This is a genomic window from Polyangium sp. 15x6 (assembly GCF_029960785.1).
Taxonomy (GTDB): Bacteria; Myxococcota_A; Polyangia; order Polyangiales; family Polyangiaceae; genus Polyangium.
In genome coordinates, this window is the sequence record NZ_JASBQE010000033.1 from 43936 (window position 1) to 65197 (window position 21262).

The 21262-nt window shown below is 68.9% G+C and carries 15 protein-coding genes; 6 read left to right on the top strand and 9 right to left on the bottom strand.

The window, feature by feature from the left end:
- Nucleotides 1-3 precede the first annotated feature (3 nt).
- Both QHF83_RS24185 and QHF83_RS24190 read right to left on the bottom strand, forming a co-directional pair.
- Complete coding sequence (locus QHF83_RS24185) at nt 4-411, bottom strand: hypothetical protein (protein ID WP_282420283.1); 408 nt, start codon at nt 409-411, stop codon at nt 4-6.
- A 20-nt stretch (nt 412-431) separates the two neighbouring features.
- Nucleotides 432-1988, bottom strand: coding sequence for a hypothetical protein (locus tag QHF83_RS24190; RefSeq protein WP_282420284.1), 1557 nt, complete (start codon nt 1986-1988; stop codon nt 432-434).
- 253 nt (nt 1989-2241) lie between these two features.
- Between QHF83_RS24190 and QHF83_RS24195 the strand changes: the two genes are divergently transcribed.
- The gene (locus QHF83_RS24195) at nt 2242-3780 is read left to right on the top strand and encodes a choice-of-anchor L domain-containing protein (RefSeq protein ID WP_282420285.1); all 1539 of its coding nucleotides are present in this window, start codon (nt 2242-2244) and stop codon (nt 3778-3780) included.
- Nucleotides 3781-3831: 51 nt separating this feature from the next.
- On the opposite strand, the gene QHF83_RS24200 is transcribed toward QHF83_RS24195, so the two are convergent.
- The 4 genes from QHF83_RS24200 to QHF83_RS24215 form a co-directional block, all read right to left on the bottom strand.
- Nucleotides 3832-4446, bottom strand: coding sequence for a Uma2 family endonuclease (locus tag QHF83_RS24200; protein WP_282420286.1), 615 nt, complete (start codon nt 4444-4446; stop codon nt 3832-3834).
- 107 nt (nt 4447-4553) lie between these two features.
- On the bottom strand, nt 4554-5267 hold the full coding sequence (locus QHF83_RS24205) for a hypothetical protein (protein WP_282420287.1): 714 nt from the start codon (nt 5265-5267) through the stop codon (nt 4554-4556).
- 470 nt (nt 5268-5737) lie between these two features.
- Complete coding sequence (gene tesB, locus QHF83_RS24210) at nt 5738-6604, bottom strand: acyl-CoA thioesterase II (RefSeq protein WP_282420288.1); 867 nt, start codon at nt 6602-6604, stop codon at nt 5738-5740.
- Between the two features lie 126 nt (nt 6605-6730).
- Nucleotides 6731-7549, bottom strand: coding sequence for a hypothetical protein (locus QHF83_RS24215; RefSeq protein ID WP_282420289.1), 819 nt, complete (start codon nt 7547-7549; stop codon nt 6731-6733).
- Nucleotides 7550-7599: 50 nt separating this feature from the next.
- Here QHF83_RS24215 and QHF83_RS24220 point away from each other — a divergent pair, with 50 nt between their 5' ends.
- On the top strand, nt 7600-9876 hold the full coding sequence (locus tag QHF83_RS24220) for an IPT/TIG domain-containing protein (RefSeq protein ID WP_282420290.1): 2277 nt from the start codon (nt 7600-7602) through the stop codon (nt 9874-9876).
- A 32-nt stretch (nt 9877-9908) separates the two neighbouring features.
- A complete protein-coding gene (locus QHF83_RS24225) occupies nt 9909-10754 on the top strand; it encodes a hypothetical protein (RefSeq protein WP_282420291.1) in 846 nt (281 codons plus the stop codon).
- Nucleotides 10755-10760: 6 nt separating this feature from the next.
- Here the strand turns inward: QHF83_RS24225 and QHF83_RS24230 are convergent, their stop codons facing one another.
- A complete protein-coding gene (locus tag QHF83_RS24230) occupies nt 10761-11984 on the bottom strand; it encodes a hypothetical protein (RefSeq protein WP_282420292.1) in 1224 nt (407 codons plus the stop codon).
- 231 nt (nt 11985-12215) lie between these two features.
- On the opposite strand from QHF83_RS24230, the gene QHF83_RS24235 reads away from it, so the two are divergent.
- Genes QHF83_RS24235 through QHF83_RS24245 form a run of 3 tightly spaced genes read left to right on the top strand, consistent with a single transcriptional unit; the run spans nt 12216 to nt 16052 of the window.
- Nucleotides 12216-13874 carry a hypothetical protein gene (locus tag QHF83_RS24235; protein WP_282420293.1) on the top strand — a complete coding sequence of 553 codons (1659 nt, stop codon included), beginning with the start codon at nt 12216-12218 and terminating at the stop codon, nt 13872-13874.
- Complete coding sequence (locus QHF83_RS24240) at nt 13871-14587, top strand: hypothetical protein (protein WP_282420294.1); 717 nt, start codon at nt 13871-13873, stop codon at nt 14585-14587. Before QHF83_RS24235 ends, QHF83_RS24240 begins: the two co-directional genes overlap by 4 nt.
- 13 nt (nt 14588-14600) lie before the next feature.
- Nucleotides 14601-16052, top strand: a complete 1452-nt coding sequence (locus QHF83_RS24245) for a DUF1501 domain-containing protein (protein WP_282420295.1) — start codon at nt 14601-14603, stop codon at nt 16050-16052.
- A gap of 59 nt (nt 16053-16111) precedes the next feature.
- On the opposite strand, the gene QHF83_RS24250 is transcribed toward QHF83_RS24245, so the two are convergent.
- Together QHF83_RS24250 and QHF83_RS24255 are read right to left on the bottom strand one after the other, a co-directional pair.
- A complete protein-coding gene (locus QHF83_RS24250) occupies nt 16112-18661 on the bottom strand; it encodes an EGF domain-containing protein (protein ID WP_282420296.1) in 2550 nt (849 codons plus the stop codon).
- Between the two features lie 25 nt (nt 18662-18686).
- The gene (locus QHF83_RS24255; RefSeq protein WP_282420297.1) at nt 18687-21242 is read right to left on the bottom strand and encodes an EGF domain-containing protein; all 2556 of its coding nucleotides are present in this window, start codon (nt 21240-21242) and stop codon (nt 18687-18689) included.
- Between the last annotated feature and the right edge of the window lie 20 nt (nt 21243-21262).

Sequence of the window (21262 nt, forward strand, 5' to 3'; positions counted from 1 at the left end):
CCATCACTCCGGGGTTTCCTCGGCCATCGGCGCGAGCGCCTGCTCCCTGCGTTTCGCGAGCTTGTCCTCCGCCCGACGCCGCGCGTAATGCGTCTGGATCATCGAGAGCTGGCCCTCGGCGGTCGTGAGGTAGAGGTCGGCCCGCTCGTCGACCTTGCCTTCCTTGGCCTCGGCCTCGGCCGTGACGATCCACGTCTCGGCCCGCTGCAAATCGAGCCGGACCTCGTTCGCGAGCGGATCGGACTTCACTTTCTCGAAGGCGCCCCGAACGCGCAAGATCCGCTCGTTCACCTCGAGCGCCGTGGCCGGATAAGGCCCGTAATTGCGACCGCAGCCGGCGAGCGCGGCCAGGGAGACGCCGAGGAGCGCGGCGAGGACGATTCCTCGGGAGCGACGAACGAGCGAATGCATGGGCGTCCCAAGGCCTCCGGTCAGAAGATGGCCGCCTGGAGCCGCAGGCGGAACGTGTGGGCGAACTGGTTCGGCTCGACCGCGGCGGCGTCGCGCCGCAGGACGGCCGTGTAGACGACGGAGGCGAACCGCGAGAGGCGCAGGCTCGCGATGTTGTCCCACCGATAGATGGGCCGGTACGTCTCGCCGAGGAACTCGCCGAACTGGTCCGTGTCCACGAACATGTCGAAGCGGCTCTTCACCGACAGCACCTTGAACAGCGTGAACCCGACGAGCCCCGACGCCTCCGCGCCGTAATCGAAGGCGTCCGTGAGCGCGATCAGATCGAGGTTCGAGCCCGAGCGCGCCTGCACGTAGCGCCCGCCGCCGTAAAACGATTGCCGCATCGCGGCCCCGGCGCGGACGCCCAGCGTGATGCCCAGGAAATCGACGCGCGTCCCGAACCCCGCGCCCTCCTGGAAGAACAGGGGAAACCCCCCGGCGAACGTCTCGAGCTCGTCGCCGGCCAGATAATCGCCTTGCTTCACCACGTTGCCCTGCTCGTCGCGCGTCGTCGCCTGGTACGGCTGCTCGTCGCGATACGTGGTGTTGAAGAGGGTCGCGTATCCCATCGCGTGGGCGTAGGGGCCGAGGATGCCCACGACGCGATAATTGTAGAGCAGCTCCGCGCTCACCTCGTCGACGACCTTGCGGAGCGGGAACGCCTGCTCGACGGGCGAGGTCAGCGAAACGACCATCTCGTCGACGCCGATATTGAGCTGGGCGAGGTGACGGCCCGAGTCGTACGCGCCCTCGAAGCTCGTGAATCCGCCGGCCATGAAGACGTCGCCGTTGTACGTGGAGAACTGGTTCATCCGCTGGGCGAACGAAACATCCGCGCCGATGACCCATTGCACGCGCCACGGGCTCGGTTCGTAGTCGGCCTCGGGGCGGCCGAACTCGGTCCGTACGATCTTCCCGTCCTCGACGACGACGCGGTATTCGATGAGCTCGCCGCCGCCGACCTGGATCGCGATCGAGTTCTGGCTCGCGTTCGGGTTCGTGCCGAGCGCGAAGATGTACCGCCCCGGCGGCAGGATCAGCGCCTCCGGCTTCGCCGCCTTGTCGACCGAGGTCGCGACCGGGCCGTACACGCGAGCCCCGTCCGCGGACGCGACCACGTACTTGTCCTCGATCGGCGCCTTTCGATCGTCGACGAGGCTCACGCGGAGCACACCGAAATTTTGCGCCGCGGTGACGGTCATTCCTTTGACCACCGTCACCTCGCTCGAAGCGCGGAGCGCCTCGGGCCCCGAGCCCACGAGCACGCGATATTGCCCCGGCGGCACGGGGATCCGCTCGCCGATGTATCCGCGCGCGACCGTCTCTCCCTCGTACTGCACGAGCACGCTCGCGCCGGGCAACCTCCCCGCCGGGCTCGGTACGAATACGGCGCCGTACCCGGTGGGCAGGGGCGTGATATCCATGTCGAGCTGATCCTGAACGGACATTCCGGAGGTGCGCTTCGGCGCCGCGGCCGGGGCCGGCTGGGCGAGCGCGGGCGCGGCGAACATCCCCCCGGCGAGGGAGAGGGCCACGAAAAGCGCTCCCGTGAGGGGATGGAAGACGCGGCCGTTTCGCGGAAATGGAATAGGTGGGTTCACGGCGGTCCTGCGACATCGTACGATCGAAGCTCGAACAATGTCCAGAAACGGATCGGTCGGCGAAGCATCCCCCTCCGCCGTGGACACCTCGCGCAACGGGAGCGAAAAATTCCCGCGTGGATTCCAGCACCCCGGTGGTTATCGCAGCATCGGATGGCGGCGTCCGATGATGCCCCGGAGTACATGCATGAGACCTCTCCTCGTTTTATCCGCGGCGGTGTCCGCCATGGTCTATGTTTCGAGCGCCTCGGCGCTCACCGTCGGGACGACCAGCGATGCCGCCACTCTCGCGGACGCGCTCAAAAGCACCAGCGGGAGCGCGATCACCATCACGTCCGCCGTCTTCAGCGGCGGGGCCACTGCGGCGGGGACTTACTCGGAAGGCCCGCTGGGCATCGCGGACGGCTCCCTCTTCACGACGGGCGACGCCCAGCTCTCGCTTCCCCCGAGCGACAGTACAGGCACGACCCAGGACAACGGCTTGCCCGGCGATCCGCTCTGCGACGCGCTGATCCCGGGCTTCACGAGCTTCGACGCGACCAAGCTCACGCTCGTATTCGACCTCGCGCCGAACTTCGACGGCATCTCGTTTCAATCGATCTTCGGCTCCGAGGAGTACCCGGAGTTCGTCAATTCGAGCTTCAATGACGTCTACGGCGTGTACCTCAACGGCGTGCAAATCGCCTTCGACGCAGACGGCAACCCCATCACGATCAACGGCCCGTTCTTTTCGGGGGCGGCCGTCGTCGTCGACCCCGCGACCGGGACCGAATACGACGGATCGACCGGCCTCCTGACGACACGAGCCAAGCTCACCGGTGGCTCCGTGGGCAACGTGCTCGAGATCGTCATCTGCGACGCGGGCGACCGCGTCCTCGACAGCGGCGTCTTCATCGCCGGCTTGAACGGCTGCGTCGGAGACGACTGCAGCGGCACGGTGCCCTGTGGCCTCATCGACGACGACGGCGACGGCGCCAGCTCGTGCGTCGATTGCGACGACGCAAACCCCACCGTGAACCCGGGTGCCGATGAGTCGTGTAATGGAATCGACGACGATTGCGACTCCGCCGTCGACGAGGACGACGTATGCTGTCCGGACGACGACGCCGACGACGTCTGCAACAGCGACGACAACTGCCCAGGCATCGCCAATACCGACCAGCTGAACACGGACGGCGACACGTTCGGGGACGCGTGTGACAACTGCGATTCCGTGCAAAACCCGGATCAAACCGACGGCGACGGCGACGGCGTGGGCGACGTTTGCGACAACTGCCCCGGGAAGGCGAATTCGAACCAGCTCGACGGGGACGAGGACGGCGTGGGCGACGTTTGCGACAATTGCGCCGGGGTGGACGGGGCGCAAACCGACACGGACGGCGACGGCCTCGGCGACGCCTGCGACGCATGCATGTTCGACGCTGAAAACGATAGCGACGGGGACGGCGTATGCGGGGACGTCGACGCCTGCTACGGTACCACCCTGCCGGACGCGGTCCCGACGGTGAAGCTCGGCGTGAACCGCTGGGCCGACACGAACGGGGACGGCGTATTCGAGACGACGTCACCGAACGGCAACGGCCCCGGAAAGTCGTACACGATCGCGGAGACCGGCGGCTGTAGCTGCGCGCAAATCATCGAGGCGCTCGGCCTCGGCGAGGGCCACACGAAACACGGCTGCAGCATCAGCGCCATGGATACGTGGGTGAGCTACGTGCAGCCCTGAATCCACGCCTCGTTCGCCCGTGGGGCGGCCCTTTGGGGCCGGCCCACGGGCTCAGCCCTGCGCCTCGCCCTCGGCTCGCACCTCGGCGACCTCGGCCCACAGGGCGTCGAGATCGATCACGAGCCCGACACACCCCGGAACCGATTCGATCCGCCCATCGGTCGACGTGACCTTGTGGATGTATTCGTTCTCGGGCCCGAGCTCGAGGATCTCGAACGATTGAAGCGCCGGATCGACGATCCAGTACCACTTCACGCCGAACGCCGCGTACTCCTTCAGCTTCTCCACGCGGTCGCGCCGGGCATCCCGGGGCGTCGCCGAGACGACCTCGACCGCGATGCTCGGGGGCACGCGAATCGGCCCCTCCGCGGGCGGGCGGCGTGCGCCGGCGAGGTACACCGTGAGATCGGGCATGCGCCCTTGCGTGGCTGACACCACGAACTTGCCCGCGGACCCGGCGACCCGCGCCCCATGCGCGAGCGCCCAGGCCCGAAGCAGGTGCGCGAGCCAAACGACGACGACCTCGTGGACGTACCCGGCTATCTCTTCCTCGACGAGCTCGCCGTCGACGAGCTCCCCCGGCTCGTCCTCGGGCAGCGCGGCCCACTCCTCGATCGTCATGCGCCGAGGGGATGCGCGATCGGCACCGTGAGCGACGAAGCTCATGAACGGAAGTCTACCGAACGTGGATGGGTGTGTCGAGGCGAGGGGGAAGCGGCGGGGAGGAGGCGCGCGGGCTCTGCGGGGCGGGGCGAGCGCCGCGCCGGTCGATATCAGGCGTCCGCGGGCGGGAGGGGCTCTGCGGGGAGCGGATCTTCCACCCCGCCCTCCTCGCTCACGGCGGTGACGATAGCGGCCTCCTCGAGGGCCGGGAAGATGACGTCCTGGGTCACGCGATCGCGCGGGAACGCGGCGCGGACCTGACCCATGATGCGGTCGACGGCGTCGTGGTGCGCTTCTCGGAGCGCGACCTCGAGCTTGAAGGCCTCGTCATGCGCGGTGAGCGCCGAAAGGTGCGCGGCGACGGCCGCCTCGAAGCTCGCGAGCGCGGCTTGCAGCTTCGGGAGCCACGCGCCGCGATATGCGTCGATGCCAGCGACCTTTGAATTCTCCAGCCGCTCGACGAGCTCGCGCAAGGGTTTGAGCTGGCGTTTCCCGACAGGAGCGAGGATCGGCCGGGATCCCTTCGGAAAGACGCTCGCGCAGATACGCCCGCGCCTGCCACCGTCCTCCATTTCGGCGGCGCGGAGGGACAACCGGATGACGCGCTCGACGCTGTACTCGCCGAAGCGGAGCGCGGCGCGCGTCCTGATGACGGGGACGTGCAGGGCGCGGCGCTTGTCGTGCTGGGCCGCGAGGGCCTCGTTGACGGACTGGATATCGGCGGCGGCGGAGGTCAGTTCGGGGAACGAGGAGAGGCCGGCGGCGAGCTCGACGCCATACTCGTAACGGACGGTCGACGAGGCATTGCTGCGATACTTGCGCATGAGGTCATCCCTGGGCCCGAGGCCCGGTCTGGTGGGTTCCGGAGTCCCTGCCGCGTCCATCGCGTCGGCGGGTCCCCGTTGAACGAGAACGCGAACTTTCCAATCGAAGCAGAGCAAGAGTTCGACGTTCGGAGCGAGACGAGCGGGTCGGCGCGGGGCGAGGGGGACGCGTCACCGTGACGCGAAGGTGTCGGGACCGAAGCGACGGGCGCGCGTGACCGTGACGCGTGGGGGTAGGCGCGAGGCGAGGACCGCGTGGAGAGGCCACGCGGAGCGGTCGGCGCCGAGCTCGGTGCGTCGCATCGAGGCGACGCGAAGGGGTCGGCACGCGGCGAGGGGCGCGCGTCGGTGTAACGCGAAGGCGTTTTCGTCGAACGGAGGCGCGCGCGTCATCGTGACGCGAGAGGGTCGCCGCGTGGCGAGGGGGAAGGATTCGAGAAAACGGGCGGCCCGGGAGCGAAGGCCTCGCCCTACGCCCGCTTTCGCCGACGCAAGAGCCCTTCCTGGGCGGTGGACGCGACGAGCTGCCCGTCCCGCGAAAAGACGCTGCCCCGCACGAGCCCACGAGCCCCGGACGCCGACGGGCTGTGGATCACGTGGAGGAGCCAATCATCCATGCGGAAGGGCCGGTGAAACCACATCACGTGATCGATGCTGGCGACCTGCATCGAGAAATCGAGCCACGTGACGCCGTGGGGGCGCAGCGCGGTGGTGACGAAGGCGTGATCCGACGCATAAGCGAGCAGGTACCGGTGCAGCGCCGGATCGTCGGGGAGGGGCCCGGCCGCGCGTATCCAGATGGCCTCGTGCGGCTCCCTTTTCTCCGGACGAAAGGGATCGATCGGGTTCACGTGGCGAATCTCGATCGGCTGCTCGGCGACGGCGCGGGTGCGGAAAGGCTCGGGGATCTTGTGCGCCAGCCGGCTCCAGATCTCCTGCTGGCTCGAGAGCCCGTCCGGACCTGGGACGTTCTCCATGCCATCCGCGTGCTCCAATCCCTCTTCCTCGATCTGGAAAGAGGCGGACATGTTGAAGATGGGCTGGCCATTCTGGATGGCCACCACGCGGCGGGTCGTGAAGCTCTGCCCGTCGCGGATACGATCGACGTCGTAGACGATCGGCTTGCGCGCGTCGCCGGGGCGCAGGAAATACGCGTGGAGCGAATGGACCTGGCGCTCGGGGGGCACGGTCTGCGCGGCGGCAGAGAGCGCCTGGCCGAGGACCTGACCGCCAAAGACCTGGCCCCAGCCGAGGTCCTGGCTCTGGCCCCGAAAAAGGTTGGTTTCGATCCTCTCCAGCGAGAGCAGCTCGATGAGCTCGGTCAGGACGCGGGTCATGGTGCCGTGCGTCATAGTGGACACCCCGCCCGACCGACAAGAGAGCGAGGTTCCAGAGCGCGTAAAAGTTCTGGGGGGGTCGTGAAAGTCCTCACGGACTCCCCCAGGAGCCGGCCAACCGCGGCCCTACGCGACGTCGTTCTTGCCAAACACCTTCATGCTCCCGATCCGGTCCACGTAAATCGCGAGGTCCTCCCCCATCGACCACTGGACCCGCAAGAACGGCCATGCATAGGCCCGGATCACGTGCCGCACGACGCTCGCGCCGGCGCCGATCGCCGAAAGGCCCGCGAGCGCCTTGTCGATCGTGTCGCCGAAATCGTGGCCGTGGAAATCGGGGCGGACCGTGCGCTCGCCGCCGCGATAAGCCGAGCCGGCCACGCGGCCCGTGAGGTCGTGGCAGCGCAGCTCCTCCGGTAACGCCTGCTGGAACTGGATGTCCTGCTCCAATCGGCTCTCCAGCCCGAAGAGCGGCGGCACCGCCGTGATGTGCGACGGCATGTAGGCCTCGCTCAAAAAGGCCGGCGTGTCCGTGTAATAGCGCAGGCGCACCCGGTTCGACTTCGTCGCGCCGCCGCACGTCGGGCACACGATGAAGCCACCGTCGCACGAGCAGGTCGTAAAGAAGACCGTGCCCGAGCCGCCGCAGACGCGGCAGCGCCGTTTGCCCGGCGTCAGCGTGCACGCCGTGCACGGGCCGCCCCCGAGGTTCGCGTCGAGCCGCACGTGGTGGTGGATCTCGAGGTCGTCGGGCGGCGGCGGTTCGCCACGTTCGAGCGCCGCGGGCGCGATCTCCGCGTCCTCCGCCCAGCTCGTGCGCCGGATCAACGCCGCGTGTACCACCAGCATCGCGAGCCGCTCCACCGAGACCGGTTCCCCGGCCGGCAGCGGCAGATGCGCGCGCGCTGTTTCGAGTGTCGGGAAATACGATGCCAGCGATGACATGTCCCGGAGGAGGCCAGCCTTGTCGCGCGCCGTCAAGGGAAGAGCCTCCCATGACCCCGGAGCTCTGTTACCATGCGCGGCGAAAGGGCGTTTCGGGTGTGATGATGGCAACGTTCGGGCTCGGCAGGATCGTCCTCTACGCGGGGAATCCCGAAGCCGCGAGCGCCTTTTATGCGCGCGCCGCGGGGCTCTCGTTCGATCGGGTGGAGGGGACGCGGCGCTACGAGTCGGTGAGCGCAGGCGGGACCTCGCTCGTGATCGATCTCGCGCTCGAACCGCTGCCGCGAGGCCGCAGGGAGTGCTCGCTCTCGCTGCGCGTGCCGAACCTCGAAGCCGTCGCGTCGAGCCTGCGCGAGGACGGCATCGACGTGGGGCCGATCCTCGAAAGGCCCTCCGGCCTCTTCGCGTCGCTCAAGGACCCGGATGGGCGTGACGTCGAGCTCTGGGAGCCCCGCGCCAAACCCGTGAGTGTCGCGCCGCCGGCGCTCGTGGACAAACCCGCGCTCGACGCGCCGCCGCTCCCGCCCCCGCCCGTGCCGCTGCCGCCGGATGCGCCGGCGATCGTCGCGCCGCCCGCGATCGTCGCGCCGCCCGCGATCGTCGACAAGCCGCCCGTGCGGCTCGAGATGCATTCGGCGCTCGACCTCGAAAAAGAGGTGGACAAACCCGCGACGGAGCCGCCCGCGGAGAGCGGCGCCACGTCCGAAAAGCGCGGGACCGAGCCGCCGCCGCCTCCGCCGATGATGGGCGCGCCGGGGCCCATGCTCACCGCGGCGCGGCCGGCGAAGGTGTCGACCCAAGGCGGCGCGAAGATCTCGCTCTACGGCGCGAACTTCGCCGACGGCTGCCGCGTGCTCGTCGACGGCGACGATTGTACGAAGCCGAAACGACTCGACGATTTCACCCTGGAGATCGAGGCGCCGCCCCACGCACCGGGGGCGGTCGAGATCGTCGTGGAGAACGCCGACGGGCAACGCGCCGTCATCCAGATCGTCTACGACGAGGGCCCCGCGATCGAGCGCTTCTCCCCGCTCGAAGGCTCGCCGCGCGGCGGCACGGAGGTCGTCGTCGAAGGCCGCAACTTCGAGGACGGCTGCCGCGTGACGTTCTTCGGCAACCGCGCGCCCGAGGTCATCTTCGAGAGCGCCTCGCGCATCCGATTCGTCACGCCGCCGCAGGAGCAGCTCTTCCACGGCGAGCTCCGCGTGACGAACCCCGATGGCCTGTCGGCGCTCGCGGCCGAGCTCTTCACGTATCGCCTGGCGACGCCCTACGCGCGCGAGGTCTCGCCCGCGTCGGGGCTCGTCGGCGGCTCGAAGCGCGTCGTCGTGACGGGCGTCGACTTCCATCCGCAATGCGTGGCGCGCCTCGGCGGCAAGCAGGCGACCATCACGTTCCGGAGCGCCGAGTCGCTGGAGCTCGTGACCCCGCGGGCGAGCGAGCCGGGGCTCGTGGACCTCGAAATCGAGAACCCCGACGGGCAAATCACGAAGCTCGAAGGCGCATTCACGTACGAGGCCGAGCCCACGCCGCCGCTGCTCGTCGAGGTGCGCCCCGACCGCGGGTATTGCGCGGGCGGGCAGACGATCCGGCTCGTCGGGGACAATTTCGAGGCGGATACGCTGGTGCGCATCGGCGAGGTGCGGGCCGTCTCGCGGACGCGCTCGCGGCACGAGATCGAGGTGGAGCTGCCGCAACGGACGCAGCCGGGCCTCGTGCCGATCGAGCTCGTCGATCGGCACGGCGTCGTCGTGCGCCGCGAGGATGCATTCACGTACGAGTCGCGCCCGGCGCCGCGCGTCGACAGCGTCACGCCGCGCAATGGTCCCATGGTCGGCGGCACGCGGATCGTCCTCGAAGGCGATTTCTTCGACGAGCACGTGTTCGTGCGCATCGGCGGGCAGGCGCCGAAGCGCGCCGTGGTCCGATCGACCACGACGATCGAGCTCGTGGCGCCGCCGTCGCGCGCGTCGGGGTTCGTCGACGTCGAGGTCGGCCGCGGCGACGCGGGCACGACCGTCGTGAAGAATGCATTCCGCTACGACCCCTCGCCCGCCCCCGCGATCGACTCCGTCGCGCCCAACAAGGGCTCGGTCGAGGGCGGCACCGAGGTCAGCATCGAGGGCAAAAACTTCGTCGCCGAGTCGGCCGTGCTCTTCGGTGGCAAGCCCGCCCAACGGGTCAAATTCGTCTCGGCCTCGACGCTCGAGGTCAAGACGCCGCCGGGCAAGAATGGCGAGATGGTCGACGTCGTGGTGCGCAATCCCGACGGCAAAGAGGCCATCACCAAACGCGCGTTTCTGTACGACGCGCGTTACCGTTCCTGACGTCAGAGCCTCGCGGGTCTACGATGGGAACCGTGCGAACGTTTCTGGGGATCACGCTCTTCGGACTCTTCTCGGCGCTCGGAGGGGCCTGCATCCCCGAGGGTTCGACGACCCTCGATTGCCTCGAAGGAGGCGGCTGCGAGCAGAGCTGTTCGACGAACGAGGACTGCACGTTCACCTGCGAGACGGGCAGGTGCGATCAGACGTGCTCGGACACGCTCGATTGCAGCATGGATTGCAACGCCGGCGGCTGCGCGCAGCTCTGCTCGGGCAGCCAGTGCGTGATGACGTGCGACCTCGCGTCGTGCACCCAGGGCTGCGAGAGCGACGTCTGCGGCGAGCGGTGCAGCGCGGGCGGGTGCACGCAGACATGCGACGGCGACGAGACGTGCGCGCTCGATTGCAGCTTCGGGTGTCCGCAGACGTGCACGAGCCCGTCCTGCGGGCTCGTCTGCGCCGGGAGTCAGTGTGATCAATCCTGCAAGGCGGGCCTCTGCGATGCGTCGTGCGACGCCGATTGCCTGCAAACCTGCGAGGGCGACACCTGTCGGCTCGAATGCGGGGCGGGTGGCCATTGCACGCAGGCCTGCACGAAGCAGAGCGGCGGCACCTGCAACCAGGCCTGCGCGGGCGGGGGCTGCACGCAGGAGTGCACCCAGCCCACCTGCGTGCTCGACTGCGCAGGCGGCAATTGCACGCAGAAATGCCTGCAGGGCACGTGCGACCTCCACTGCGGCGGAGGCGGGTGCGTCGTGCAATGCATGACCACGTGCGTGGTCGGTTGCCCCGCCGGCGGCTGCCAGGTGACGTGCCCGGGTGGAACGCCGCCGATCACGTGCCCCGGAGGGACGCTCTCCTGCGGGGCGAATTGCCCGTGAGCCGCATCAAGGCGCCGTCGTGATCGCCCACTCCTTCACGATCGCGATCTTGTCCGCCGGCAGCTTCTTCTCGTAGTTCGGCGGCGGCATCGAGCGCTCGTCGGCCACGCGCGCGATCACGCGCTCGACGAGGCCGAGCGCGACGTCGTAGTTCTCGAAATCGATCTTCGGCGCGCCGCGCGTCCCCGAACCATGGCAATCGGCGCAATACTCGCGCATGATCGGCCTGACGTCCGTGAGGAACGAGAGCGGGGTGCCGAGCGCGAGCTTGCGCGTCGTCGTTCCCTCGCCCGCATACACGTCGCCGATCTTGTCGACGGCGAGCGAGCGCGGCGCCTCCGCCGGCCCGAGCGTCGCCACGACCTCCGGCACCTCGCCCGCGCGCACGCGCAGGACCCAGCTGCCCGCGAGCGCGTAGAGCCGCTGCTTGCCCGCGTCGAGCGCGAATGCATCGATTCCGACCGCCGCCCCGCCCTCTGCGGCGAGCGGATAGAGCGAATATTCACCGCTCGGCGAGCGCTCGACGAGCCCCGCGTCGGAGGCGAAATACACGAGCGAGCCGTCCTCGCACGCGAGGCTCCCGCACGCCATGGCCCGGACGAAGCCCACGTCGAAGACGAGCGGATACGCCTTGCCGCTCACCTTGTCGATTTCGTACACGCGCTCGCCGTACGCGAGATAGACGCGCTCCTTCTGCGTGAGGACGGCCGTGGGCGCGCCCTCCTCGCCCTCCACGGTCCAGGCCACGAGCTCGCCGCCGCCGAGCTCGTAGGCGCCTCTTTCGCCGCGAATCGCGAGGTGCGTCTCGGCCGTCCCGTCGCCGTCGTCGTCGGCCACGCGCGCGCGCATCGCCCGAATGCCGAGCGGCGTGAGCGCCGCGGCGCCGAGCGATCGCTGGAGCACGCCGCCCGGCGTGAAAAACACGCCGCCCTCGGCCGCGACGAGCACGCCGTTTTCATAACCGGCCATCGCGCGCACGGCGCCGGTCTCGCTCGGAAGGTCGGGCCCGTCGCCGACGATCGGCAGGAGCGTCGGGCCCGTCGCCGCGAGCTCGTAAACGCCCGTCGTCGTGCCGACGGCGACAAGCGCGCCCTGGCTGCCCATCGCGGTCGAGTATCCCTCGATTGTGAACGTGGCGCTCTCGGGCTCGGCGCTCGGCGTCGCGGGCGCGCCGTGCACGACGGCGAGCTCGGGGGGGCCTTCGGTGCCGGCATTCGTGGGGGGTGCCACGCCGCAAGCCGCCGTTGTGATCACGGAGAGCATCGCAACGAAACGCGAAAGGAGCCTGTGCGGCAATCTTCGATGGAACTGTAGATGGGGGGAGTCGAGCACAGCCTGGCAGGATAACAAATTTCGTCCGTGCTCCCAAGAGATGTTGACGAAACGTTATGGCTCGGTTCCACTGGAACATGGCCCGCTCCCGCCCGCGGCGCCTCCCTCCTTTCGACACCGAGCCGTAACATGAAGAGCAAACGACGCTGGCAAGCGCTCTGCTTCGCCCTCCTCGCGGCCGCGCCCTCCGCGGCGCTCGCCGAAGATGGAGAGCAATGTTTCTTGCACCGGGAGTTGCCTGTCGAACGGCAGCTCCGACGCCTCTCGATCGATCTGCGCGGGACCGTGCCCGACGTCGCCGAGTACGACGCGGTCGCGGGACTCTCCGCGCTCCCCGATGCGCTCCTCGACGAGTACCTCGCGAGCGACGCGTTTCGCGTGCAAATGCGCCGCTATCACGAGAGCCTGCTCTGGACGAACCCGAACATCGCCCTCGCCGACGTGAACTTCTCGCTGAGCACCGTCAATTACGACGGGAGCCCGGTCTACTTCGTCCCAGGGGCGGGGAAGAGCGCGCTCTATCGCGGCGGCGACGGCACGCATACCTGCCAGAACAAGCCCCAGGACGCCCTCGGTTACGACCCCGTGACGGGATTTCCGATGACCGAACCCATGGGCAGCGACGGCGTGGGCCCGTGGTTCGCCGAGGGCTGGGTCGAGGTGCACCCTTACTGGGAAGCCGACCCGGCGAAAAAGGTGAAGGTGTGCGCGTTCGACGCCCAGGCGACGGAGACGTACACGCTGCCGCCCGGGGATCCGGACGCGGGGACGCATTCCTGTGATCACCTGATGGCCACGGGCAAGGCGAAGACCTGCGGCTGCGGGCCGGAGCTCAGCTATTGCATGCCGGCCGGCATCGTTCAGCCGCTCGTGCTCGCGGCGCTGCGCGAGCAGGTGCTCCGTCTCGTCGACGAGCACACGGACGGCACGCAGCCGTACTCCGGGCTGCTCACGACGAAGCGCGTGCATTACAATGGTCCGCTCGCTCATTACTTTCGTTATCACGCGCAGCGGCAGACGCTCTCGCGCACGCAGAACGAGCACCAGCCCTCGGACGGCCCGCTGCCCGAGCTCGCGTTCACGGACGTGGACACCTGGGTCGGGGTGGACCGCGAGGCGCCGCACGCCGGCCTCATCACCCTGCCCGCATTCCTCCTCCGCTTCCAGACGAACCGCGGCCGGGCGAATCGCTACCGGATCGCGTTCCTCGGGCAATACTTCCAGCCGCCGAGCACGAAGGACACGAACTGCGAGAAGGAAGGCGACGACCTCACCCGCCGCTGCGTCTGCCGGAGCTGCCACGTGACGCTGGAGCCGCTCGCCGCGCACTTCGGTCAATTCACGGAGGCCGGCAGCATGTCCCTGCACGATTTCGCCCGCGAATACCCGACCCGCAAGGCCTGCGCCAAGGGCACCGCGCCGCAGAACGCAGGGTGGTGCGACCGTTATTACGTGCCGGTCTCGGACCAGACGGACCCCGATCTCCGGACGTACAGGCTGAAGGCGCTTCAATACGCCGACGACGAGCACCCGGAGCTCGAGCCGAATTTCGAGGCGGGTCCGGCCGACCTCGTGAAGGCCGACCTCGAGAGCGGCCGGTTCCACGAGGTGGCCATCGAGCACCTCTTCTCGTATCTCATGAAACGCGAGCCGAACCTCGATCCGACGACGAGTGATTACGAGGGCGACGCGCTCGCCAAGATCGCCGCGAACTTCCGGGTCCACGACGACATCCGTCAGGCGGTCCGGGATCTCGTCGAGCTGCCCGCCTACCGGAGGATGCCATGAGCGCGTCTCGCCTCGGTTCCCTCTGCGCGCTCGCCGCGCTCGCCGCGGCCGCGTGCACGAAAGAAGCGCCGTCCGCCGATCCCCAGGCGCCGTGGGAAGCGCCCGCGGTCGCCGCGAACGGCGAAACCGAGAATGCCCCCGCGGACCTCGGCGGCGGCGCGCTGCCCGGCCCCGCGCGCGGGGTGCGGCGCCTGCGCATCGATACGCTCCAGGCAGCCATGAGCAAGGTCGCCGGAAATGACGTTTACGGCGCTCCCATCATCTGGCGTGTCAACAATCGGGACGGGTTCAGCGACCTCGCGTTCGGCAAGGCGCTCGGCCGGCCCGATTATCAAACGTCGACCGAGGAGAGCACGGTCTCGAACGCGCTCTACCTCAAGTTCGTCGGGGACGCGGCGCGCGACATCTGCATGCAGATGGCCAAGAACGACATGAAACGCTCGGATGCTTCACGCGCGCTCTTCCCGAAGGCGCCCGTGGACGGGACCGCGACCGACGCGCAGGTGAACGAGAACCTGCAATACCTCGTGCTCCGCTTCCTCGGCCTGCGCGTTTTGGCGGACGATTCGATGGTCACGAACCTGCGCGCGGTCTACGACGCGGGCGTTTCGAGCGTCTCGTCGCCGAACGGCGGCGAGATCACGGCGGCGGCCGAGGGATGGCGGGGCGTGTGCGTCACGCTCTTCGAGTCTCCCCTTTTCCACAACGATTGAGGAGGAACACGCCATGAGCCAGAAAGGCCAGATTTCACGACGCGCGCTCCTCGGCGCGCTCGGCGCCGCGAGCGGCGCGCTCCTCCTCGACGGCCTGCTCGGCCTGCGCCACGCGCGCGCGGACAACGTCGATCCGGACACCGCCCCGCTCCTCGTGATGTGCGAGTTCGCGGGCGGCTGGGACACGCTCTATTGCCTCGACCCGCGCAATCATCACGATTACGGCGAGTTCGCCGGCGGCATTTACACGGGCTTCGACATGGTCACCGATGGCCCGACGAAGAAGGTCATCGAGGACGAGACGGGCGGCACGGGCCTCGTGAAGCCCGCCGGCTCGAGCGTCGCCTACGGGCCCACGATGTCGAAGCTCGCGGCCGCGCATTACAAGGATCTCTGCGTCGTGCGTGGCATGAGCATGGGCACGCTGACGCACGAGGTCGGGCGGCGGTATTTCCTCACGGGCAAGTTCCCGCGGGGCCTCGCCGCGAGTGGCAGCTCGCTCGAGACGTGGTGGGCGGCGGCCTCGGGCCTGCTCGATCATCACGAGATTCCGAACCTCGTCACGGGCGGCGCGGAGACGTACAACGAGGGGCTCTCGCCGCTCGCGAGCGGCCTCTCGGTGCCGAGCTACAACGAGATGCTGCAGGTGCTCCGGCCGCTCAATGCTTCGCTCTCGCTCGACGGCAAGGTGGAGCAGGCGGCCTCCAAGTTCCACCACGTCGAGTATTGCCTGCACCAGCAGCTCGACGCCCGGGGCGGGCAGGTCTCGACGCACCTCTCGGCGTGGCGCTCGGCGCAAACGCTGGCGAACGGCGGGCTCTGGAAGCATTTCGATTTCAAACCGAACCCGCCAGCGACGAGCCAGCTCGCGAAGCTCTACGAGACGTTCGGCGTGAACCCGACGAACCCCGGGGCGACGCTCGCGGGCCAGCCGAAGGGCCAGGCCGCGCTCGCGGCGCAGGCGCTCGTGAATGGCATCTCGCAGGTCGTGCTCCTCAGGCTCGTCAACGTCACCGACGCCCATTTCGACGACGACTGGCCGTCGAACCACCCGGCGCGGCAGCGGGCCGGCTTCGACGCGGTGAGTGATCTCATCACGTACCTGAAGAACACGCTCGATAGCAATGGCAAGCCCTACTGGGACCGGACGACGCTGCTCTGCTTCTCGGAGTTCGCGCGCACGCCCCGGATCAACCCGCAGGGCGGACGTGATCACCACCTCGCGTCGGCCTGCCTCGTCGCGGGCAAGGGCATTCGAGGCAACATCGCGATCGGCGCGACGAAGGACACGAACTACGACGTACGCCCGATCAACCTCGATACTGGCGCGCCGGACGACGAGATGGGCACGGTCGTGAAACCGTCGGACGTGCACGCGACCATCCTCACGGCCGCGGGTTTGCCCTACGATCACATCTCGAATCAGGATCCGAAGCTCATCAAGGCGATGCTGAAGAACGCCTGATGGCCTGACGGAGAGAGAGGGCCTCGCCCGGCGAACGACCGGGCGAGGCCTTTTTCATTTCAGATGGGATCGAGCACGAGCGTCGGCGTCGAGAGGAACGGAAGACCGCTGCCGAGCTGCCCGTAATACGCCGCGCCCCAGCAGGAGAGCACGCCGTCCTGCGCGATACCGCAGGTGTGCTCGTTGCCGAGGGAGACGACCTTCCACGGGCCGAGGCTCGGAATCTTTTGCGGCGCATTGAAGCTCGACAGGTTGCCGAGGGCGAGCTGGCCGAAGGAGCCGACGCCCCAGCAATGGAGGTCGCCGTTTTTCTTCGTCGCGCAGGTGGTCAAACCCTGGCCGAGGAACGGCCGCGCCCAGTCGGTCGCATTGCCGACCTGCGTGGGCGTGGGGATCGGCGTGACGGCATTGCCGAGGCCGAGCTCGCCGTTGTTGTTGCGGCCCCAGCACCAGAGCGTGCCGTCGAGGCGCACGCCGCAGGTGTGGTTCGCGCCCGCGTCGATCGCCGCGTACGTCCCCGGAACGGGCTTCGGCACGTTCACGGGGGAGACCGTGTCGCCCTGGCCGAGGTGGCCGAGGTTGTTCAGGCCCCAGCAAAACACGTTGCCGCCCTCGCGGAGGCCGCAGGTGAAATCGCCGCTCGCCACGACGTCGAGCCAATTGGCGGGCTCGGCCGGGACGATCTGCTTTGGATCGGGCCGGGTCGTCGTCGAGGCGTCGCCGAGCTGGCCGCTCGCATTGCGGCCCCAGCACCAGAGGGTCTTGTCCTGACGCACGGCGCACGTGTGGTTGTACCCCGCGGCGATCTCGACCCAGGGCGAATCGTTGCCGACGGTGGTGTTGACCGCGGTGGGTACGTTCTGGTTCGTCACGACGGACCCATTGCCGAGCTCGCCATTTCCGTCGAGGCCCCAGCAATACGGGACGTCCGGGCCGCCGCCCTCGCTCGCGATGCCGCAGGTGTGCGTGCGCCCGAGTGTGATGCGCTTCCAGACCTTGCCCGCGCCGATCTCCACGGGCGTGGCGCGCGTGCGCGTCGTGCCGTCGCCGAGGTGGCCGTAGACGTTGCGGCCCCAGCAGAAGAGCTTTCCGCCGGTGCGAATGGCGCATCCATTGTCGAGCTGCGTGTCGACGCGCTCCCAGTCCGTATCGGCGGAGACGGGCGTGGCCTCGGTCCGGTCCGCGGAAAAACCCGCCCCGAGCGCGCCGCGGCTCGCCGAGCCCCAGCAAAGGAGATCGCCGGTCTGCCGGACGCCGCAGGCGAAACGCAGGCCGCTGGAGAACGAGATCCAGTCGCTGATGCCGGAGACGGGCGAGGGGGTCAGCGTGGGCCCCTCGTTGTCCGGCTGGCCGGTTTGTCCGACGCTTCCATCACCCCAGCAATGGAGCTCGCCGCTCTTTTTCTGGCCGCAGCCGGCGAGGTCACCGACGTCCAGGTTCGCGGACCAATCCGTGGCCATGTCCGCGGCCTTCGGCGAGACGACGGTCGCGAGCAAGCCGTCGCCGTTCTGCCCGAGGGAGTTCGTGCCCCAGCAATGGCGCGTTCCGTCGGTCTTCGTGGCGCAGGTGAAGGCATTGCCCGTCGACACGGTCGCCCAGTCGGTGGCGACGGTGAACTCCTGCGTGGGCACGAGCCGCTGCCCGGCGTTCGTACCGTCGCCGAGCTGGCGGGCATTGTTGAAGCCCCAGCAATGAAGCGTCCCGTTCGCCTTGACGCCGCAGGTGAACTCGGTCCCCGCCGAGACCATCGACCAGGGACCCGCGTCGACGAGCACGGGCGAGAGCGCGTTCGTCGTGGTGTTGTCACCGATCTGGCCGCGGTTGTTCTGGCCCCAGCAATAAAGCGCCCCGCCCGTGCGAATGCCGCACGCATGCGTCGAGCCGGCGCTCAAGGCGATCCAGTCCTCGTAGCCGCCCGCGCCGATGGCGGGTGTCGATTGCGCGACGCCGAGGCCGTCGCCGATCTGGCCGACGCTCCCCGAGCCGAAGCACGAGATGCGCTTGTTCTCGTCGAGCGCGCAGGTGAACGCGCCGCCCGCGCTCACGGAGACCCAGTTCGTCGCGCCAGAGGCGGGCACGGGGCGCAGAAAGACCTGGTCCGACGTGCCGGTGCCGACCTGCCCGCTCGTGTTGAGGCCCCAGCAATGCAGGGTCTTGTCATTGCGGATCGCGCAAGCGTGGTATTGACCCGCCGACACGGACGCGTACTTCGCGTCGCAGGTCTTGCCGTCGCCGGCGAAGCCCGCGGGGCACGCGCAATCGAACCCGCCCGGCGTGTTCGAGCACGTCGCGTTCGTGTCGCAGTCGTGGAGGAGCGTCGTGCATTCGTCGACGTCCACGCACGTCTTGCCGTCGCCCTCGTACCCGGGCTTGCACGTGCAGGTGAAATAGCCGGGGGTATCGACGCATTCCGCGTCGGGCGCGCAGTCGTCGAGGCCGAGCGCGCATTCGTCGACCGCGAACGGGTCGCCGCCCGCGCCGCTTCCGCCTGTGCCGCCGCTCCCGCCTGCGCCGCCGCTCCCGCCTGCGGTTCCGCCGCCGCCCCCGCACGCGGCGGCGGCGAGCGACACGAGGACGAACCACGCCCGAGCCCTTGCGCCTCGCAACATCGAAACCGATCTCCTTCAGCTCAACTCAATAGGATGCCGCAATGGGAACGGGCGCGAACGCGAGCCCGTCGCCGCGCGCATTTTGACCGATTTCCCCCGACCCCCAGCACGCGAGATGGCCGGCCTGCGTGACGCCGCAGCCGTGGCTGAAGCCGAGGGTCGCCGCGACGAACGCCCCGGAGAGCGCGGTCGGCACCTTGCGCTGGCCCGTATCCCCGAGGCCGAGCTGGCCGACGTTGTTCGCGCCCCAGCATTGCAATCCGCCGCCGACCTTGCCCGCGCACGTCGATGCGTTGGCCGCGATGACGAAGGCCCAATCCGTGGCCGAGCCGATCTGCACGGGGGACGGCCGGTCGACGTTCGTGTTGTCGCCGAGCTGGTTGTTCGCGTTCCGACCCCAGCACCAGAGCGTGCCGTCCTTCTTGATCGCGCAGGTATGGTTGATGCCGGCCGCCACGGGCCCCTTCCAGTCGTCGCCCAGCGAATACGGCGCGGTCTTGCCGGACGCCGGCGTTCCATTGCCGATCTGGCCTTCCACGTTGCGGCCCCAGCAATACAGCGTGCCCGTGGCCCGCGTCGCGCATGTGTGGTATTGACCGGCCGCGACGCTCACCCAATCGATGGGCGGGGCCTCACCGGCGACGAGCTCGAGCTGGATCAGGTTGCCGAGGGCCGGGTTTTTCATGCCAATCTGGCCCTCGTTCGTGCGCCCCCAGCACCAGAGCGCCCCGTTCGTGGCGATGGCGCAGTTGTGCTCCTCGCCCGCGGCGATCTCCTTCCACTGGAGCGCTTCGTAGGGTTTGCCCGTCTTCAGGATCTCGGCGAACGTCGTCGCCGGGGTGTTCGTCCCCCGGCCGAGCTGGCCCTGCGCATTGCGGCCCGAGCAAGCGAGCTTGCCCGTGGCCGTGATCATGCACGCGTGCTGGCGGCCGAGGGCGACCTTCGCGGCGGCCTCGAAATCGACCTTGGCCGGCTGAGAGCGGGTCTTGTTGTCGCCGAGGCCGAGCTGGCCGCTCTCGTTGTTGCCCCAGCATCGAAGCTCGCCGGCCCCGCTCGAGGCGCAACCCGACTCGCCATACGAGGTGACGCTCGTATGGGTCGTGTCCGCGCCGATGTTGGCGATTGCGGGCCATAGGCTCATCGCGCCGTCGCCGAGCTGGCCGAAGATGCGCGAGCCCCAGGTGAGCACGCGGCCATCCGAGGTGACGCCGCTGCTGTGCACGACGCCGACGGCGACATCGAGCCATTTCGTCCCCGGCGCGACGTCCATCGGCGCGGTCACCCAGCCCGGCGCCTCGCCCGAGATCTGCGCGGCCTGGTTGCGGCCCCAGCAATGAAGGGCGCTCTGATCGTCGAGCGCGCAGATGTGGAATGCATTGGCGCGCACCCGCTTCCAGGTCTTGCCCGCGCCGATCGCCACCGGCGCCGCCGTCGCGGGCCCGAGCGGCGTCCCGAGCTGGCCCTCGTTCCCGCGGCCCCAGCAATAAAGCCGCCCGTCCTTCTTCACGGCGCACGTGGTGAAGCCGATCGAGGCCGTCGCCCAGTCGGCGTCCGCCGCCATCGGCGCCGTCTCCACGAGGAACGGCGCGGTCACGGAGCCGCCGCCGACCTTCGAGACCTGCAGCTCGTTATTTTGCCCCCAGCAATAAAGCCGCCCATCCTGCTTCGTCGCGCACGTCGTGTCGCGGCCGGCAAAGACCTCTTTCCAGTCCTTGTCCGACGTCGCCGCGAGCGGATCGAGGCTCACGGGCGAGAGCTCGAGCTTGCTCTCGAGGTTGCCGATCCCGAGCTGGCCCGCCTGGTTGCGGCCGAAGCAGAAGAGCCCGCCGTCGCTCTCCACGGCGCAGCTATGGTTGTCGCCCGAGGCGACGCTCGAGAACGTGCGTTCGAGCGAAAGCCACGCCGGGAGCGTCTGGTTGTCGGTGTATCCGAGCCCGAGCTGGCCGAAGTTGTTCGTGCCCCAGCACCAGAGCGTACCCGTTTTCTTGATCCCGCAGGTATGGGCCGAACCCGCGACGACCCGGATCCAGTTGTCCGCTGCGCCGGCCTGCACGGGCGCCGGTTGGTTCGCGCCGAGGCCATTGCCGAGCCGGCCGCCGCCGCCCGCGCCGAAGCAGAAGATCGAGTTGTCCATGCGGCGCGCGCAGGTGTGATACGCCGCCGCGGTGATCTCGACGAACCGCTCCTCGCAGCCGGTCTTCGGATCGCCCACGGTGCCCGGCGGGCAACCGCAGGTGAACGATCCCACGGTATTCGTGCAAGCGGCGGTCGGATGGCAATCGTCGAGCTGCTCGGTGCACTCGTCGAGATCCACGCAATCGCCGCCGTCGTTCACGTAGCCCTTGTCGCAAACGCAGGCGCCGCTCGCGTCGCAGCTCGCATGGTCGCCGCAGGGCCCGCACGTCGCGCCGCCCGCGCCGCCCTGCCCTCCGGCGCCGCCCGTCGACGACGACGAACCGCCGCCCGCGCCGCCGGAGCCGCCGGTGCCCGAAGGCGTGCCTTCCGCGCCCCCGCCGGAGCACCCGGCGAGGACGATGGTTGTCCACAGGAAAGGAAAGAAAGCGCGCGCTCTTCGATGCATCTCCGCTATTTTCGGATGCT

Coding starts and splice junctions, on each gene's coding strand:
- QHF83_RS24245 (WP_282420295.1), top strand. CDS start 14,601: ATGAGCCAGAAAGGCCAGATTTCACGACGCGCGCTCCTCGGCGCGCTC.
- QHF83_RS24215 (WP_282420289.1), bottom strand. CDS start 7,549: ATGTCATCGCTGGCATCGTATTTCCCGACACTCGAAACAGCGCGCGCG.
- QHF83_RS24250 (WP_282420296.1), bottom strand. CDS start 18,661: ATGTTGCGAGGCGCAAGGGCTCGGGCGTGGTTCGTCCTCGTGTCGCTC.
- tesB (WP_282420288.1), bottom strand. CDS start 6,604: ATGACCCGCGTCCTGACCGAGCTCATCGAGCTGCTCTCGCTGGAGAGG.
- QHF83_RS24240 (WP_282420294.1), top strand. CDS start 13,871: ATGAGCGCGTCTCGCCTCGGTTCCCTCTGCGCGCTCGCCGCGCTCGCC.
- QHF83_RS24220 (WP_282420290.1), top strand. CDS start 7,600: ATGACCCCGGAGCTCTGTTACCATGCGCGGCGAAAGGGCGTTTCGGGT.
- QHF83_RS24195 (WP_282420285.1), top strand. CDS start 2,242: ATGAGACCTCTCCTCGTTTTATCCGCGGCGGTGTCCGCCATGGTCTAT.
- QHF83_RS24185 (WP_282420283.1), bottom strand. CDS start 411: ATGCATTCGCTCGTTCGTCGCTCCCGAGGAATCGTCCTCGCCGCGCTC.
- QHF83_RS24235 (WP_282420293.1), top strand. CDS start 12,216: ATGAAGAGCAAACGACGCTGGCAAGCGCTCTGCTTCGCCCTCCTCGCG.
- QHF83_RS24255 (WP_282420297.1), bottom strand. CDS start 21,242: ATGCATCGAAGAGCGCGCGCTTTCTTTCCTTTCCTGTGGACAACCATC.
- QHF83_RS24200 (WP_282420286.1), bottom strand. CDS start 4,446: ATGAGCTTCGTCGCTCACGGTGCCGATCGCGCATCCCCTCGGCGCATG.
- QHF83_RS24205 (WP_282420287.1), bottom strand. CDS start 5,267: ATGCGCAAGTATCGCAGCAATGCCTCGTCGACCGTCCGTTACGAGTAT.